We start from the raw sequence: 16,132 nt of genomic DNA, 5'->3' as shown, positions 1-16,132 counted from the left end.
ACAGGTCTTTTGCCTCATTCCATGGCGAAACCCGCCCAAGGCGGCTCCAGACTGCAGACAAAATACAATGAAGGTAAGGGATTTGGTAGGCGGCTCTCTGAAGGTTTATACTGAACTGTTGCCGACTTCTTTGAAACCTTCTCCCAGCACTTCGTGGATGGTGGTGACCATCATAAAGGCAGCGGGGTCAACTTCGTAAACCATTTTTTTCAACTTGGCTACTTCTGCCCGGTTGACGACGCACAGAAGCATGGTGCGGTGAGATCCTGTATACATTCCCTTGGCTTCCAAACCAGTGACACCCCGACTCAGTTCGCTGATGATGCGCTGACTGATCACCGCGGGTTTATCGGAGATGATGTAGAATGCCTTGGCGTAACTGAGGTCTTCCACAATAAAATCAGTCAGTTTTACCAAAATATACAAGGCAATAATGGAGTACAGGGCTGTTTCAACACGTCTCTCTACAAGTCCGGCCACACCGACAATCACGAGATCCAAGATCATCATCATTTTGGCGGTACTCAGTGAAGGAAAATAATGATTGAGTATTGCTCCTGCCAGGTCGGTTCCTCCCGTTGTGCCTCCCAGTCGAAACACCAGCCCCAAACCAACCCCCATGGCTACGCCTCCATAGACTGCCGCCAAAAGAATATCTGATGTCAACGTTACTGCAGATCCGAACCCCATTGAAAACAGGCGGAGAAACAAAGAGAGCATTAGAGTGGCATAAGCGGTTTTGGCTCCAAAGGCTTTGCCAAGAATCAAAATCCCCGTCAGGAAGAGTGGAATATTAATGACCAGATTTGTCAAGTCCATGGGTATTCCAGTCATCCGCTGAATAACCACCGCCAGACCAGTGACACCTCCCGGGGCAATGGTGTTGGGTTCCAGAAAAAAATGGAGCGCAAAGGCCATCAAAGCGCTTCCCAGTGCGATCCCCGCGTATTCCAGCAATACCGTTGTTTTTTTCATTGCTTCACCTGTCTTTCATTTCATCTTTTTGTATCCACAGTGCTTTCCATAGAAACACCGGCAACACAGACATGCGCCCCAGACGAGAAGGCTCTTGAAGTAAGCGGTATAACCATTCGATGCCGAGTTTCTGAAAGAAAACCGGGGCCCGCTTCACTTCTCCCGCATACACGTCCACACTGCCTCCTACCCCCATCATTAAACGGCTTGATACCCGGGATCGATTTTGATTGATCCAGATTTCCTGTCGGGGAAATCCCAGACAAACAAAAAGAACATCTGGTGAAGAATTTCGAATCATCTCCAGTACGCCTTTCTCTTCCGCATCCTGAAAGTATCCATGATGGCAGCCGGCCACCTTGATGCCAGGGTACTTTTGTTCAATGGTGTTCACCGCTTTTTCAGCACGTCCCGGTTGACCACCCAGCAGAAAAAACGAGAGCTGTTGCTGATGACAGCAGGCAAGCACTTTCTCCATGGTGTCAATTCCAGTGACACGTTCTTTCAGCCCCAGATTTTTCAGACGTGAAGCAATGATCAGGCCGATACCGTCGGGAATCACTAAATCAGCCGATTGCAGTGCCGCCATCAGTTCCGAATTTGTGGTTGCTGCCATCACCATCTCAGGGTTTGGCGTCATCAATGTACTGGTGGTTTTTTCTGAAAGCATTTCGGAGATTAATGATTCCATCTGTTGGTTGGTAACAGGATTGATGGGAACTCCCATAACCTTCACCGGCTTCATGACGGTTCCTCCTTTAAAAGGAAGTTTTGGATCAATGCAGCATTTTGTGCAGATTTTCGGCAGAGTTCATCCCGCTGTTTCATGAGATTTAACTTGTGTTGCTCCTGGTCTTTCAGAAATGCCAGAACTGTGTTGATTAGCTGGTCCTTATCGAGGGTTTCCACTTCTCCTGCGCAGGGCTGTTGTACCAGTTTCAAAAAACTGGTGATTTTTGCTTCATAAGAAAGCCCCACCATTGGCACACCTGCAATGGCCGCAAAAATAAGGGCGTGCAGACGCATTCCTATGATAAAGTCCATTTCTGAGATGGCCCGGATCATCGCTGAAGGTGTTTCATCCACTTTGATAACGGCTGCCTGTTGCGTCATTTGGTTCATAATTTCCTCTGAAACACGGGTATCTGCCGGGGGCTGCATGGGCAGAAAGCACACCTCATACCCGGAATGTGCCAGTAAATCTGCGCAAGCCGCCACCGCAGGCAGATAGATCGACTGATTTTTCCAGCTGCGAACAGATATTCCCACTTTTTTGGGTTCATGACTCTTATCGGATGCAACCCTGCCCTGAAGGAGAGGAAGTGTAAAGGCTGCATCTGCCGTGACGGTGATAGGGCGTTGAATCCCTAATGCCTGCATTAACTGACGTGATTCTTCATCCCTAACAGTGATTAGATCCACCTGATTAATCAGCTGTCTCACCAGCCATCGGTTCAGCGGTCTGGTGATGGGTCCGAATCCATTGCCATAAAACGCTACCTTTCGCCCAAATACCTTTGCTAAAAAAATAATTCCAAGATAATACATGAGACTGCGGCTGCTGGTCACATCCTGAAGTATGGAACCGCCGCCGCTCATCACCAGGTTCGCCTTTTTAATGGAACGAAACACTTCGACAAATCGATTTCGACTCACGGCCATAATGCCGTATCTATCTGCTGTTTCTGCCGCTTTGTAACTCAAAGCCGTCAACGTCACTTGGGGCATCTGTTGTCTGAACTGACCCACAATTGCCTCCAGAATGGCTTCATCGCCAATGTTATTAAAACCGTAATAACCGAAGATAAAGATGTTTTTCATGATATGATCCTTTCCCGAGACTCTCATTCCGTCTTCTCCATCAAACGCCATAATCGAACGCCCCACTGCTCCAGCAACCAAACAAATCCAATCATCAACGCCAGATAAATGACTGAGAAGCCAATGCCAGCTGCCAGAGAATAAGCTGTTCTGATAACGGAAATCAGCACCGGTGTGCGCAGGTGACTGAAGGTGTTCACAATGGAGGTCTGGCCAATCACCGCCGCAAGCCCTGCCAAAAATATCAGTGATTTGTAACGCAGGGAGGCCAGATAAGCTCCCAATAATAATGCGGGAAATGCAACGGTGAACTCTTTGGTGCGGGGTCTTACCAGCAAAGATTCTTCCAGAATATTACGGATAATCATTTCGATTTCCATGGGTTGAAGATTTCCTTCGTGTCCCGTGCGGGCAATATAAATATAGCCGGCCACCAACAGAAAACCCATGGCTGCCACATAAAACACTTTAATGTTTTCCATCAGAAGGGCCCTGATTTCCGTTGGACGAATACCCGGCTCTGACAACCGGTCTTCGCTGCGAAGGTATCCAAAATAGTGGAGAAATATAAGCCCATAAAATGCAATGGGGATCAACTGGCTGATTTTCACACCTCTAAAAATATCCATTTCCAGCAAATAACGCACATCCGAAAGCAAAGCCGCCACCAGCAAGGCACCTATGGAGGAAATCAAAGATACCTGCATCAGCAGCATCACACCTTCTTTCATGCTCTGAAGGTATGAGAAGCGCTTTTTTTGTTGGTGCCATTTCCACATCTGTCGACAACAGTGGTCCATTCCCAGTGATGGAAAAAAGATGGCTGCTGCCATGGCTGTCAGTTTTTCTCCCCATCCCGTTCGCCAGAATAACAGCACAATCAGCGGAACGATTCCCATCATGAACAGGATTACACCAACACGGTCTGACAGGGGAAACAGCTTTCGCAGTAATAAGACTGCGGCAGCAGCAACACCAAGTGCCATAAGGCTTTGCAATGCCAGTGATGGATGCGTTTGAGGAAAAGTAGAAGCTTTCCCCAAAGAAAGACCATGACGGGCAATACGAGTCTCAAAGCGCTGAAAAATCGCTGCATATTCCTCTGGATCCGTGACATAAACAGTAGTGCTTTCCTTAAAGGGCTTAAAGTAAATCATTCGGATGTTTCGTTCAGTCACTGCCCTGTACAATGTATTTTCAATTTCTTCAGCGCCGTCATAATGATAAAAACGATAGCGTTCCTGAACAAACGGCCACACATTAAAGACACGTACTGCTTGATATTCAAGGCTTTCAGTAAGAGTTTCTATACCCTCCTGTTCCAGATGTTCCCGTTGAAATGAGGTTTCCACCAATCCGGCACGAATGCCCTGTTGATTCATGAATGATGTCAGGAGTGACAGGCTCTCGTCCGCCGCTCCCGGCAACTGTTTTCCTCCAAAAAAAAGAATGTCCGGAATCATTCCATATGTGGTCAGATCATCCAGATAACCACGAAGGTAAGCTTCACCACCCCAGTCACCGTAACTGAAAGGACGGGGCATTACCTGAAGACCAGCCTGTTGTATGGTGCTGATTTTATCCTGATCAAATCCCAGTCCCAGGCGGGTCAGCTGAGATGAGTGCAGACGGCGCTCCCTGAAATAGTTCTGTCCTTCAAAATCAGTTAAATCAGCCGGAGGGTTATACACCGCATCTTCAATTGTGCCGTGAATGATTATCACTGATCCGTCATCTCCAGGCTGTAGCGAAAAACGATCTGCATCATACCGACTGTGTAGTCCGGCTGCTATTTGCTGGTAGAGCGGTTCTTCTTCTGTCATGATAATCACATCATAGTCACGGATGCCCACAGTCTCATGGTAGGCAGCCAATGCTGACGGTGTTGTTTTTTGCCAGTTCCATTCTTTCAGGATATCCTGCCCCACATCAACCCTCAGCGGCTTCAGTGCCTGCCTCAACAGGCCAAGACTTTCTTCCTCCAATACCGCATGGGTGGCCCCCAGCTGCCTGAAATAATCCAGCCACCAGGCGGTGCTGTACTCCGACTGCCGCGCCAGCTCATTCACTTCAAAATAATCCACATAAATATCCACCTGATTCAGCTGAGCTTCAGCTTTCACGCGACTCACCAACGACAAGCCGCCGGCAAGGATACTGACGATGATGCATACTATCAGAATTTTTTCGAATTTATTATGCATATGCAACCGCCTTTTCAAATGATTTCCTGCTGATTTTGCCCTGCAAAAAAGGCCTAAGAACAGCGGATCTTAAGCCTTAAAAATCAATTAACCCCAGACTGATCAGTAATGCCTGGTTAATCTGATCCATCATCTCATCATCAATTTGTCCAAGCCGTTGTTGAAGGCGCCGCTTGTCAAGGGTTCGAATTTGCTCCAGCAGAATGACTGAGTCTTTTGACAGACCATAATCAGGCGCTTTGACTTCAATGTGTGTGGGCAGCTTTGCCTTGTTGATCTGTGTGGTGATGGCGGCCACAATCACCGTTGGGCTGTACTTGTTTCCGATATCATTCTGAACGATGAGTACCGGTCTGACACCACCCTGTTCTGAACCAACGGCAGGACTCAGATCAGCATAATAGATCTCCCCACGCTTTACCATGATCCCTCTTTCCATTCGGGGCACAGCGATTCATACTCTTCCAGCAATGTGCGCTCAATGCATACACCGATTTCTGCCAGTGCCAGATTGATGGCGCCCATCTCTTCATAACCAATGCGCATGTTCTCATGCAATTGACACCGGTTTTTTTCGCAAAGAATCTGCTGGACCGCTTCCCGAATAAACTCATTGAGGTTCTTATTTTCAAGATGGCTGTATACATCCAGTTCCTGCAGCATATTTTCCGGCAAACGTATGGTCAGCTCTTTTTCGTGATTTTTCATCAGGCACCTCCGCAAGACATCTTCGTTGACGCTATTATACCCGAAGGGGTTTCAGCCTGTCAACCAACTGTCATTTCAAGGGATGGGTCCCATACCGCCACTGCCACACCCTGGCGGATATACACCCGGGGAACCCGCCGGCTGACCATGCAGGTAATTTCATAGTTGATGGTTCCCAGCTTTCTGGCAACATCATCCACCGTATCGCCTTTGTCTGACGTGGGTGCATACAATGTCACTTCATCACCCCGTTGGACATCAAGACCCGTCACATCAATCATGCATTGATCCATGCAAATGCGACCCACCACCGGCACTTTTTTTCCCTGTATCATCACTTCCGCTTTTCCGCCAAGTGATCTGGCAAAACCATCGGCATAGCCCACGGGAAGTGTGGCAATAACAGCCTGATCTGAAGGACGGTATGTCAATCCGTAACTGACCCCAGTGCCCGGCTCGATGGATTTTACATGAGCCACACGGGTTTTCAGTGCCATTAATCGTTTCAGTTTAATCCGGGAATGATCCACATCGGCTGAGGGATAAAGGCCGTAAATCATAATGCCGGCACGCACCATGTCCATGTGAGTTTCAGGCATGTCGATGATAGCTGCGCTGTTGGCAGTATGTTTCATTTTGATACTGCAACGACGATTTTCAAGCGCTTTCATCATCCATTGATATTTTGCTAGCTGGCTGAGGGTCTCACTTTTGTCGGCATCATCTGCTGCTGCATAATGGGTGAAAATTCCTTCAACCTCAATGCCTGGGTACTGACACAATTCGGCAATATCATTGGCAGCCTGCTCATTAACCTGAAACCCCAGGCGAGACATACCCGTATCAATCTTCAAGTGAAGACAAACCTTTTGGGATGCTGCCACTGCAGCCTGGGAGAAAGCTTTAGCCTGATCCAGGGTATAAATGGTTTGCTTCAGTCGATGTCTGATCACCAGCGCAGCTTTATCTTCCGGTGTATATCCCAGTATCAGAATGGGCATTTCACAACCGCTGTTTCGCAATTCCAGGGCTTCAGTCAGCGTTGCCACAGCTAAATGCGCTGCCCCTAACCGTTCAAGTTCCCGAGCCATCATCACTGCCCCATGGCCATAGCCATTGGCTTTGATGACGCCGCAAATGGGGGTTCCCATTGAAAGGTGCTGCCTGATTTGTTTCAGATTATGTGCCAGATGATCCAGATAGACTTCTGCCCACACAGGCCTGTGCAGCTGTTCCGGTTGCATCACACTCATCCTTTCATATCCATCTTTTGTCCCAGTGCTGTGGCAATGGCCGAACACCGGTCATGAGAAATGCTGACAAGGATCTGATCAATTCCTTTTTTATCTGCAATTTGACGTGCACCGCCAAAAAGGGTCACCCCGGGAGCACCCGCATCGTCATGACTGATTTCGATCTCATGCCAGGCGATTTTTCCAATTCCAGTACCCAGCACTTTACTGACAGCCTCTTTTGCTGCAAAGTAACCTGCGGCTGATGATGCTGGCAGCCCTTTATCTATGAGCCGCCTGATTTCAGAGGACGTGAGTATGCGCTCCAAAAATCGGGGACTTTTCTCCATGGCCCTTTGAATGCGGCTTATTTCAACAATGTCAACTCCCATGGCTATAATCATTTTTTCACCTGTTTCTGCTGGTCCGGTTGCGGTTGAAAAGCTATTTGACTGTCTAACTTTTCCATTTCTTTGGGCCCCACCAGATGATGTAAAAATGAATACCAGGTTTCCAGTCGCTCTGTCACCTGCTCTTTTTCTTCCCGCAGCTGATTCAATTTATCCCGCAGCTCCCGGATTTGTTGATCCAGTTTCTGATTCTGCGCATCACTCTCAAGCATCTGCCGGCAGACGGCACTCGCTGTTTCTTCCAGCAACTGTAAATTAACATCCTCAAGCCGGTCTGGCAGTGCTTCCAACCGTCCATAGGCACTTTCAAGTTCCTCAGATGTTTTACGCAGTGTATCTCGCTTTATGTCCATCTGCTGGATATTGGAGAAGTCATTCCCATTTTGGTTGAGGGTGTGAGAATGCTCTAAAATTTCCTGTGTCAACTGCTTTTTCATCGTTTTCAGCTGTCTTATTTTTTGCTGCAGCTGTTTCTGTTCCTGAAGACCGACTTCTGTCTCCTGCATCAATTGTGTCATTTTTCGATTACGTATGCCATCGGTCATTTTTTTCCATTGGGCATCTCTTGAAAGCAGTGGCAGTTGAGCCGCCCTGACCACTTCTGGATCAAAATGGATTTTGGGACACTTTTTGAAAAACATCGCCTCACTCATTTCTGCAAAAGATTAAGATTGGCTGGAATCACCGCTCACCAGTCTCATGCTGACAATTTTTCGACGTTTTTCCATGTAATCCTGCAGGTCTATTGACCCAATGACATGCTGACCAATGAGATAAAACGACTAAAAGACCAGCCTGGAAATAACCAATGCTCCCATGATGACACAGAGGATCAAGGCATAAATCAGTGTATCTCCAAAGATAATGGGCTTTTCATAACGGGTTACGCAAAACTCCGGAAATTTTTCACAAACAGTGGTGACCGGTGTATAAATAAACTTCTCCGCATTCATCCAGGCAGGCAATTTCAGGTGGAACAAATGAAATCGGTGACCCACCAGAAACATGGCAAAGCCCAGCCCATAAACCACCACCATGCCGGTGAGATCTTTCACCGTCCAGAAATTCATGTTCGTCAGGTAATTGCCTATAAATCCAGAGTCATAGGAAAAAGCCATTGCTGCCGGAATCAGTATTTGTTCTGGAAGCCAATTGGGAAACAGGCCTATAAAAACGATGAACACAGCCAATACCGCCATGGATACTGCCATACGCTTGGAGTCACGGGCTTTTTCACCAAATCCTTCAGGTTGTCGACGCAAAAAGATAAAATAGAAAAATTTGATAAAGGAGCAAACGGTGCCAGCACTCACCACCTTGAATGCCAACTCAGCATATTCAAAAGAAGGGTGCCCATACTTGAAGGCTTCATCAATGGCGTGGTGAAGCATGGTTTTACTGGCATAGCCATTGAACCCGGGCATACCGGTAATTCCCAGCACTGCTATGAAGCAGAGTAATGCGGTGACAGGCATTTTTCGCCACAATCCACCCATATTGTACATATTGGTTTCACCTGTCTGGTAGAATACTGCTCCTGCCACCATGAACAACAAGACTTTAAAAAGAGAATGATTCAACATATGATAAAGACTTCCCACAAAACCCATGGGACCAATATAGCCCAGGTATCCTGCTACGCCAATCCCCATAATCACATATCCCATCTGACTGACACTGTGATAGGCCAGCATTTTTTTAGTGCTTCCCTGTTGAAGTGCCATAAAAACACCAACAATCATGGTAAGAATGCCCATCCAGATGATCACAAAACCGATATGCTCGGAAACACGCCAAAGCATGGGGTAGAATTGGAGACCTCTACTGATATCCACCGAAAAAATCACTGAAACCACCTTAAGAATGCCATAGGCTCCCACTTTAATCAACACACCGGATGAGAGGGCGGCCACTGCAATGGGGGCTCCGTCATAAATTCGGGGAATCCAAAAATGAAAAGGTACCATTCCTGCCTTGATACCAAAACCAGCGACAAAAAAGAAACCAATCAGGTATTTGATCATGCCCAGCTCGCTGAACCGAACGGCTAAATTGGTCCACTGAAAAGTCCCTGTATAGGCTGATAAAAGTAAAATGCCGCTGAGGATCATCAGACCACCAATAATCCCCATATAAATGTAGACAAAACCGGCTTCCAGCTGCTCATCACCCCGATGGTACACCATGAGGGCATATGAGCTGAAGGTCATGATTTCAAAAAACAGGAAGAATGTCAGCAAGTCACCAGCCAGAAGCGTTCCGATGGTGGCGATATAAGTGACGGTGTAGAACAGATAATGAATGTCTTCGCGACTGTAGAATCCAATGACAAGAAAAAGAAGCCCCGACAGCATGAGCAGGGGAAAATTCAACAAATCAACCCGAAAAAAAACGCCATAGTCAAAAACGCCGCTGATGCGGTACACAATTGGTTCCAGTAAAATTTCAGGCAGCGTGAAGAGAAACATCGCAGTGGTTACTAGAATGAATCCTTTGGCAGCATTTCGTCGAACTGTACGATGGCCTTTTTCAATCAGGGGCAGGATCAACAGTTCTAAGGCTATAAATGCAACAAACAGGAATGGCAGTCCGATTTGGATAATCAGGCGGGCCAAGTTCATGGTCATGCTCCTTTCGAAAGGCGCCGGTCAAGCGGCTGCCAAAACTATCTAAAATAACCAGCCAGAAAAAAAAGACTGGTGACCAGTATCAGGGCGTAAATGTATACATCTGCGTTATTGGTTCTCATTTCATAATGCGCTGTAATCCCTCTGGATAATCGCAGGACATTTCGATAGATAGGCTTGTACAAAATCAACTCGAAGTCCATCCATTTTGGCATGTGCAGGTGAAAAAGATCAAACTGACGACCTGCAACAAAAATACCAATTCCCAACAAGTAGACAGGTATCATGCCCATCATGTCTTTGGTGTTGAAAAAATTCATTCCCACCAGGTATTTGTTGATGAAGTAAGCATCATAAGTGAATCCAGAAGCCGCCGGTATAATCAACTGATCCATAATGAATCCAGGTGCCATTCCGATCCCAATAATCAGAAGTGCCAGCCCCCCCATGGCCATTTGCATCATGCCATTCCCCTCTTTGGGCAATTGCTGATACTTTTCCGGGCATTTTCCCAGAAAAGCATATGAAAACAGTTTTATAAAGGAACAGACAGTACCGCCACTGACAATAGTAAAGATGATTTCAGCGTATCTAAAGGAAGGATGGCCATACTCATAGGCTTCTACAATGGCATGATGGAGAATGGATTTGCTGGCAAATCCATTAAAGCCGGGCATTCCCGTGATTCCCAATGCTGCAATAAGACACACCAGTGCCGTAAAGGGCATTTGCCGCCAGAGTCCTCCCAGCTTGTACATGTCCAGTTCATGGGTGCGCAGGTAAATGACACCCACCACCATAAACAGCAGCGCTTTAAAGAAGGCATGGTTAATGGTGTGATAAATACTGCCTGCAAATCCCATGGCTCCTATGTATCCCAGATAGGAAGCCACCCCGATACCCATGACAATATAACCCATCTGGCTGATACTGTGGTACGCCAACATTTTTTTCATGTTTCCCTGCTGCAACGCCATGAACACGCCCACCGCCATCGTAATAATCCCGATCCATATGATCACCACACCCATGTTTTTTGACAAGTCCCAAAGAGGATCTGATTTATCAGAAATCATTGCTGCCGCAGGCATGAAGAAACTGGTGCTCATTCTTAGCAGACCATACGCGCCAATTTTAATGAGCAGGCCAGACAACAAAGCACTTGCCGGAGTCGGTGCCACGGGATGCGCCTTTGGAAGCCAAATATGCAGCGGGAGCATGCCGGCCTTGATGCCGAATCCAATGATGAAAAACCCTGAAATAGCATACTGAAGCCATCCCAGTTCGCTCAATTCCGTTGCCAGAAATACGAAGTCCAGGTGATTGGTGTTGAAAAGCAGCAGAATCATGCCAATCAGCACTGACAAACCGCCGCCCACACCCATGTAAATATAGTTGTTTCCCGCCAGAATTGAGTCCGGCGACTGATTATGAGCCACCAATAAGTATGAACTAAAGGTCATCAGCTCAAAAAATAGGAACATGGTAAGAATATCTGCTGCCATCACTGTTCCCAGAACACCGCCGAAGGTGATGGACATGAAAAGATAAAATCTGTCACGGTGTTGCTCCATACCCATGTACTCGTGGGCATAAATACTCACCATGAGCCACAGGATCCCAGCCGTACTCACCATGATATAACTGAGCATATCCACTCTGAAATGCAGCCCGTAACCAAAAACGCCGGGAATGGTGTTGATGATACCACCCGCAGCCACCTGCGGGTACATGGCCAGTATGAGGACAAAAGTGCCAAAGGTGCTGAAAACCACCGTGAAATCACGAAAGCTCTCTGACCGTTTGCCAATGAACGCTTCCACAGGCCCTCCAAGCAAGGGCCCAAAAATTGTCAACAGAGGCAGGTACGGATATGCGGTAAGTGGTTCCAACAACTTCACCATGCCGGTGAGAAAACCTGGCAGATATGGATTAATTCCCTCTGCAGTTCGCCCCAGTACCATTACGATAAAGGCGGCCACCAGCAGGAGGGTAATGGCAAACATAATAATGCAACTGATGCAAAAATAGTTCATAATCCGATGATACCACTTATTCAGCGGTTTTCCGACATGTGACTGTCGGCCGGTTTCCTCTGACCCCATTTTCTTTCCTCCGTCTCACAAATCATTCTCTCATCACATCATTTCGTGACTGTACTTACATGAAAGTTTGCATCGCCTGCTGAATAATATTCATCACCAATTGAGGGAAAAACCCAAACAAAATGCACAAGCCGGCAATAATCACCATTGGGCCCGTCATTGTCAATGGTAAATCATCTTTTATCAGCACATTTTTATGATCTTCCCGTTCACGAAGAAATGCACTGATAATAATGGGAAGATAGTAAACGGCATTCAGGAAACTGCTGAGAAGGATTACCAGCAACACCAGGGGACGTCCCGCCTCCAGCACTGCAAAACTCAGGTACCATTTGCTCATGAATCCATTGATTCCAGGAATACCGATCATTCCCAGTGCGCCAATTGTAAAGACCGACATGGTAACAGGCATCTGGTAGCCGATTCCTTCCATCTCCCGCACATCTCTTCTGCCCGTTTGGTAAATCACGGCACCAGCGCTGAGAAACAGCGCGGATTTCATAAGGGCATGGGTCACCACATGAAAAAGCGCCACCGACAGGCCGCTTTCAGTGGCCAGTCCGATCCCCAGTACAATATAACCAATCTGTGCCACACTGGAATATGCTAATATGCGTTTAATGTCCTTTTGTCCGATGGCAAAAACCGATCCCATGATCATGCCCACCATGGCAAAGTATGTCATGAACAGCGGAATGTCCACCTGAGTGATAATGTCCATGCCAATGACCCGGAAGAGCATTTTGATAGCCCCGAAGAGGTATATTTTTACCACCAGCCCTGACAACAGGGCACTGGAAGGTGTTGGTGCGGTGGAATGAGCATCAGGCAGCCAGGTATGCAGGGGGAAAACTGCCGCTTTGATACCAAAACCTGTGAGGATAAAACCCAGGGCTACCAGAATATTGCGGGGGTAAATCTGCCAGGCTGCCTGAATCAAATCGTAGTTGAGCGTCATGTTGAGTGTTCCGGTAACCATATATAAAAAAGCGATTCCAAGCAAAATAGACACTGATCCAATGGTGCCCAGCATCAGATATTTAAGGCTGGCCATCAGGTTCTCTTTTTTTCGCTTGATGGAGACAATACCGCAGGAAGTCAGGGACAGGATTTCCATAAAGACATATAAATTAAACAGATCGTTGGTTAATATCATCCCCACCATTGAGAACAGCATTAAAAAAATCAGCACATAATAGCCGGAGACCAAATCCGGCTGGATTTCATGTTCCACATCACGGAAAGAATAGACAATGACCAAAGTGGACAGAATCATCACCAATACTGTCATGGCGGCAGAAAACTCATCCACTAAAAACTCGACTCCGATGGATGGGTGCCACTGTCCGAAGTGATAGGCATAGGCACCGTGTTGAAGCACACGAACCAAACTGGAAATGGAAAATAACGAGGCGATCGCCAGGGAATAAGATAAATAAATTTTAATTTCAAGATTGGTCAGCTTTTCTGCCAACGGAATGATTAGAGCTGTTCCCAACAGCAGCATCAGGAGGTAAACCGGCAGGTGCATGCTAATCATGTGCCTCTTCACTCCTTATCTGCATGATTTCGTCAAGCTCAATGGTGCCATAAGCATCATAAATTTTAATGATCATACTCAGTCCGTATACCGTGATACTGACTGCCACAACAATGCCTGTCAGAATCAGGGCAGAGGGCAGCGGATTTACATAAACTGCCGGCGTACCGTCTAAATTCAAAATGGGTGCCTGCCCTCCATGAATATAACCAATGGATACAAAAAGAAGAAAGACAGACGTCTCCATTATATTTATGCCAATAATCTTTTTAATCAGGTTGGGATGCGTCAATACTGTATAAAGCCCTATGACAAAAAGAAAAGAGGAACCAATATAGTTGATGTTTTGAACAATAAATTGGAAAGTCACGCGTCGTGTTCCTCCTCAATCATAGTATGAAAGAGTGTAATGATGGTACTGCCCACTTTAAGTCCGATGGCTACAGTAATCAGCGGAATAAACCCGCCACTGAGGATTTCACCAGGTTCTCCCATGAAAAATCCCGCTGCACGATTGGTCAGGAAAAGATGCCCTGTCCAGATTCCCATCAAACCAAGAATAATATACCAGAGTATCGCTCCGCTCTCCAGTCGTTTTGATAAATGGTGAGGCATTTTCAAATGTCCTCTGTGAGCACCAAACGCCAGTGTGTAGAGAATGATGCTGGCCCCAAGAATGGCCCCCCCTGGAAAACCGCCTCCTGGAGAAAGATGCCCATGAAAAATGACAAAGATACCATACAGTTGGATAAAGGGGATGATCATCCGGCTGATAAATTTGACAATTAAATCATCCATGATGTACCCCTCCTCCATCAGGTTTTTTATCTTTTCCAGAGAGCACCGTCAACACAGCTGCAATGGATGTAAAAAGAACAGTGGCTTCACCCAGGGTATCAATGGCACGGTAATCCGTAATAATATTCGCGATGACATTGGGTGCCTGGGTTTCGTCCAGGGACCGTTCAAGGTAATGATGGGCCACCTCATTGTAGGACGGATTGTCAGGGTTTCCCATGGGAGGCATTTGCATGAAACTGGAAATCATGATGGCCAGCATGCCACCCAACGCTAAAAAAATCAGTATTTGCTTCATTTTTCCATCCTCCTGGTTCGACTGATGACGGCAATGAACATAATGGTCGTCACGCCTGCCCCAATGGCTGCTTCTGTCATGGCAACATCCGGCGAGCGCAATAGCAGCCACAGAACTGCCATCACCAGACTGTATGCAGCAAAGATAATCACTGCGCTAAGTAAATCTTTCGTACGTTCAACGGCAATGGCACAGAGAATCAAAAAAATCACAAGGATTACATTCAGCAGTTCCATTCCGGCGTCACTCCTTCCCCATGACTTTAATTTCCGACGGTTTTTCCTGGGAGTGATAGGCTGCCTTGGCAATGATATGCGCCGCTGTAGGATTGGTGATCCAGATGAAAACAAGAATGACCAGCAACTTCAGGCTGATCATATGAAACCCCTGGTGCACGATAAGTGCCACCAGTACCAGCCCTGCTCCCAATGTATCGCATTTTGTGGTAGCATGCATTCGCGTAAATGCATCGGGCAGACGCAGCAGTCCCATCGTGCCCACCAGAAAAAAGAAGAGGCCGCCAGCAAGCAGTATGACAATCAGTCCATTCTGAATCATTTTAAATCCTCCCGGGTTACCTATTGATGCTGCAAAAAGTTGAGCGTCAGTCAGACCCTCAACTCATCGACTTTCTTAGTAAAGCTTCCCTTTTTCAATGTATTTGGACACACAAATAGTGGCAATGAATCCCATCATGGCATAGATCAGTGCCACATCCACAAAAATTTCCTGACCAGTGATAATGGATAACAATGCTATCAGCATCGCCACCTTGGTGGTAATCACATTGATGGCCACCACCCGGTCAACCGCTGTAGGGCCTGCATAGGCTCTGTAAAGACAGAAGAAAGTCAGCAGCGCCAACCCAATGGATGTGATAATGAAGGCAGTATTCATTTATTTTCCTCCTGTCTGACCACCCAGGTTTCAATAAAACTGTCTTTCATGGCTTCTGCTGCTTCGTCTGTCAGTGCATGGATGATAAAACCATCTTTATCTATATCAACCGTTAATGTGCCTGGCGTCAGCGTCACCGAGTTGCCAAAAATGACTTTGTTCATATCATTTTTAAGCATCATGGGTACCCTAATAAACTGAGGGCTAATAGGCAGCGCTGGATTAAGCACTATTTTTGCCACGTCGATATTGGCCTTGACAATTTCAACCAAAAGGATTCCTATGAAGTGAACCATGTTTAAAAAATGTTTTAAACGGTACAGTGGCATTTCATCTTCATGAAAGAGCAGATCTTTGGAATAGATCACCACCAATAGACTCACAACACCACCCAAAAAAATGGTTTGAGCTGAAAAGCCAGGAGAGAGAATCAGCCAGAAGCCGAATAAGAGCACGAAAGGAATACCATAATACTTCACTTTGCTTTCTGATGGGTCAGACACTGAAAACACCCCGA

General features: G+C 46.7%; 19 protein-coding genes. All 19 read right to left on the bottom strand.

Going from position 1 to position 16,132, the window contains the following annotated elements; translation table 11 throughout:
- Positions 1–105: 105 nt before the first annotated feature.
- A complete protein-coding gene (locus tag AAIG11_RS01520) occupies positions 106–975 on the bottom strand; it encodes a YitT family protein (RefSeq protein ID WP_343184516.1) in 870 nt (289 codons plus the stop codon).
- Between the two features lie 4 nt (positions 976–979).
- Positions 980–1,720, bottom strand: coding sequence for a WecB/TagA/CpsF family glycosyltransferase (locus AAIG11_RS01515; protein ID WP_343184515.1), 741 nt, complete (start codon positions 1,718–1,720; stop codon positions 980–982).
- Positions 1,717–2,796, bottom strand: coding sequence for a polysaccharide pyruvyl transferase CsaB (gene csaB, locus AAIG11_RS01510; protein ID WP_343184514.1), 1,080 nt, complete (start codon positions 2,794–2,796; stop codon positions 1,717–1,719). Before csaB ends, AAIG11_RS01515 begins: the two co-directional genes overlap by 4 nt.
- 23 nt (positions 2,797–2,819) lie before the next feature.
- Positions 2,820–5,000, bottom strand: coding sequence for a DUF5693 family protein (locus AAIG11_RS01505; RefSeq protein ID WP_343184513.1), 2,181 nt, complete (start codon positions 4,998–5,000; stop codon positions 2,820–2,822).
- A 76-nt stretch (positions 5,001–5,076) separates the two neighbouring features.
- Positions 5,077–5,424 (bottom strand): type II toxin-antitoxin system PemK/MazF family toxin, encoded by a 348-nt coding sequence (locus AAIG11_RS01500; protein ID WP_484477149.1) that lies wholly within the window; start codon positions 5,422–5,424, stop codon positions 5,077–5,079.
- Positions 5,418–5,708, bottom strand: coding sequence for a CopG family transcriptional regulator (locus AAIG11_RS01495; protein ID WP_343184512.1), 291 nt, complete (start codon positions 5,706–5,708; stop codon positions 5,418–5,420). The genes AAIG11_RS01500 and AAIG11_RS01495 overlap by 7 nt, the downstream gene beginning before the upstream one ends.
- A gap of 59 nt (positions 5,709–5,767) precedes the next feature.
- Entirely contained in the window at positions 5,768–6,952 is a 1,185-nt protein-coding gene (alr, locus tag AAIG11_RS01490) for an alanine racemase (protein WP_343184511.1), read from the bottom strand.
- 5 nt (positions 6,953–6,957) lie between these two features.
- On the bottom strand, positions 6,958–7,344 hold the full coding sequence (gene acpS / locus AAIG11_RS01485; RefSeq protein WP_343184510.1) for a holo-ACP synthase: 387 nt from the start codon (positions 7,342–7,344) through the stop codon (positions 6,958–6,960).
- Positions 7,341–8,003: a hypothetical protein gene (locus tag AAIG11_RS01480; protein WP_343184509.1), complete on the bottom strand. Its 663-nt coding sequence runs from the start codon at positions 8,001–8,003 to the stop codon at positions 7,341–7,343. Before AAIG11_RS01480 ends, acpS begins: the two co-directional genes overlap by 4 nt.
- Before the next feature lie 129 nt (positions 8,004–8,132).
- Entirely contained in the window at positions 8,133–9,971 is a 1,839-nt protein-coding gene (locus AAIG11_RS01475; RefSeq protein ID WP_343184508.1) for a complex I subunit 5 family protein, read from the bottom strand.
- Between the two features lie 44 nt (positions 9,972–10,015).
- Positions 10,016–12,082, bottom strand: a complete 2,067-nt coding sequence (locus AAIG11_RS01470) for a complex I subunit 5 family protein (protein WP_343184507.1) — start codon at positions 12,080–12,082, stop codon at positions 10,016–10,018.
- 55 nt (positions 12,083–12,137) lie between these two features.
- Complete coding sequence (locus tag AAIG11_RS01465; protein ID WP_343184506.1) at positions 12,138–13,622, bottom strand: complex I subunit 5 family protein; 1,485 nt, start codon at positions 13,620–13,622, stop codon at positions 12,138–12,140.
- Positions 13,615–13,992: a cation:proton antiporter subunit C gene (locus tag AAIG11_RS01460; RefSeq protein WP_343184505.1), complete on the bottom strand. Its 378-nt coding sequence runs from the start codon at positions 13,990–13,992 to the stop codon at positions 13,615–13,617. Before AAIG11_RS01460 ends, AAIG11_RS01465 begins: the two co-directional genes overlap by 8 nt.
- Positions 13,989–14,420 (bottom strand): MnhB domain-containing protein, encoded by a 432-nt coding sequence (locus tag AAIG11_RS01455; RefSeq protein WP_343184504.1) that lies wholly within the window; start codon positions 14,418–14,420, stop codon positions 13,989–13,991. The genes AAIG11_RS01460 and AAIG11_RS01455 overlap by 4 nt, the downstream gene beginning before the upstream one ends.
- Positions 14,413–14,718 carry a hydrogen gas-evolving membrane-bound hydrogenase subunit E gene (mbhE, locus tag AAIG11_RS01450; protein ID WP_343184503.1) on the bottom strand — a complete coding sequence of 102 codons (306 nt, stop codon included), beginning with the start codon at positions 14,716–14,718 and terminating at the stop codon, positions 14,413–14,415. The genes AAIG11_RS01455 and mbhE overlap by 8 nt, the downstream gene beginning before the upstream one ends.
- Complete coding sequence (locus AAIG11_RS01445) at positions 14,715–14,954, bottom strand: hydrogenase subunit MbhD domain-containing protein (protein WP_283408171.1); 240 nt, start codon at positions 14,952–14,954, stop codon at positions 14,715–14,717. Before AAIG11_RS01445 ends, mbhE begins: the two co-directional genes overlap by 4 nt.
- A gap of 7 nt (positions 14,955–14,961) precedes the next feature.
- A complete protein-coding gene (gene mnhG / locus AAIG11_RS01440) occupies positions 14,962–15,276 on the bottom strand; it encodes a monovalent cation/H(+) antiporter subunit G (protein WP_343184502.1) in 315 nt (104 codons plus the stop codon).
- 75 nt (positions 15,277–15,351) lie between these two features.
- The gene (locus AAIG11_RS01435) at positions 15,352–15,615 is read right to left on the bottom strand and encodes an MrpF/PhaF family protein (protein WP_343184501.1); all 264 of its coding nucleotides are present in this window, start codon (positions 15,613–15,615) and stop codon (positions 15,352–15,354) included.
- Positions 15,612–16,118, bottom strand: coding sequence for a Na+/H+ antiporter subunit E (locus AAIG11_RS01430; RefSeq protein ID WP_343184500.1), 507 nt, complete (start codon positions 16,116–16,118; stop codon positions 15,612–15,614). Before AAIG11_RS01430 ends, AAIG11_RS01435 begins: the two co-directional genes overlap by 4 nt.
- Positions 16,119–16,132: the final 14 nt, after the last annotated feature.

Origin of the sequence: Anoxynatronum sibiricum (assembly GCF_039414295.1) — a bacterium.
In the GTDB taxonomy this organism is placed as follows: domain Bacteria; phylum Bacillota; class Clostridia; order Peptostreptococcales; family Tindalliaceae; genus Anoxynatronum; species Anoxynatronum sibiricum.
The sequence above is the reverse complement of the archived record's forward strand: the minus strand, read 5'-3'. Positions and strand labels throughout refer to the sequence as shown.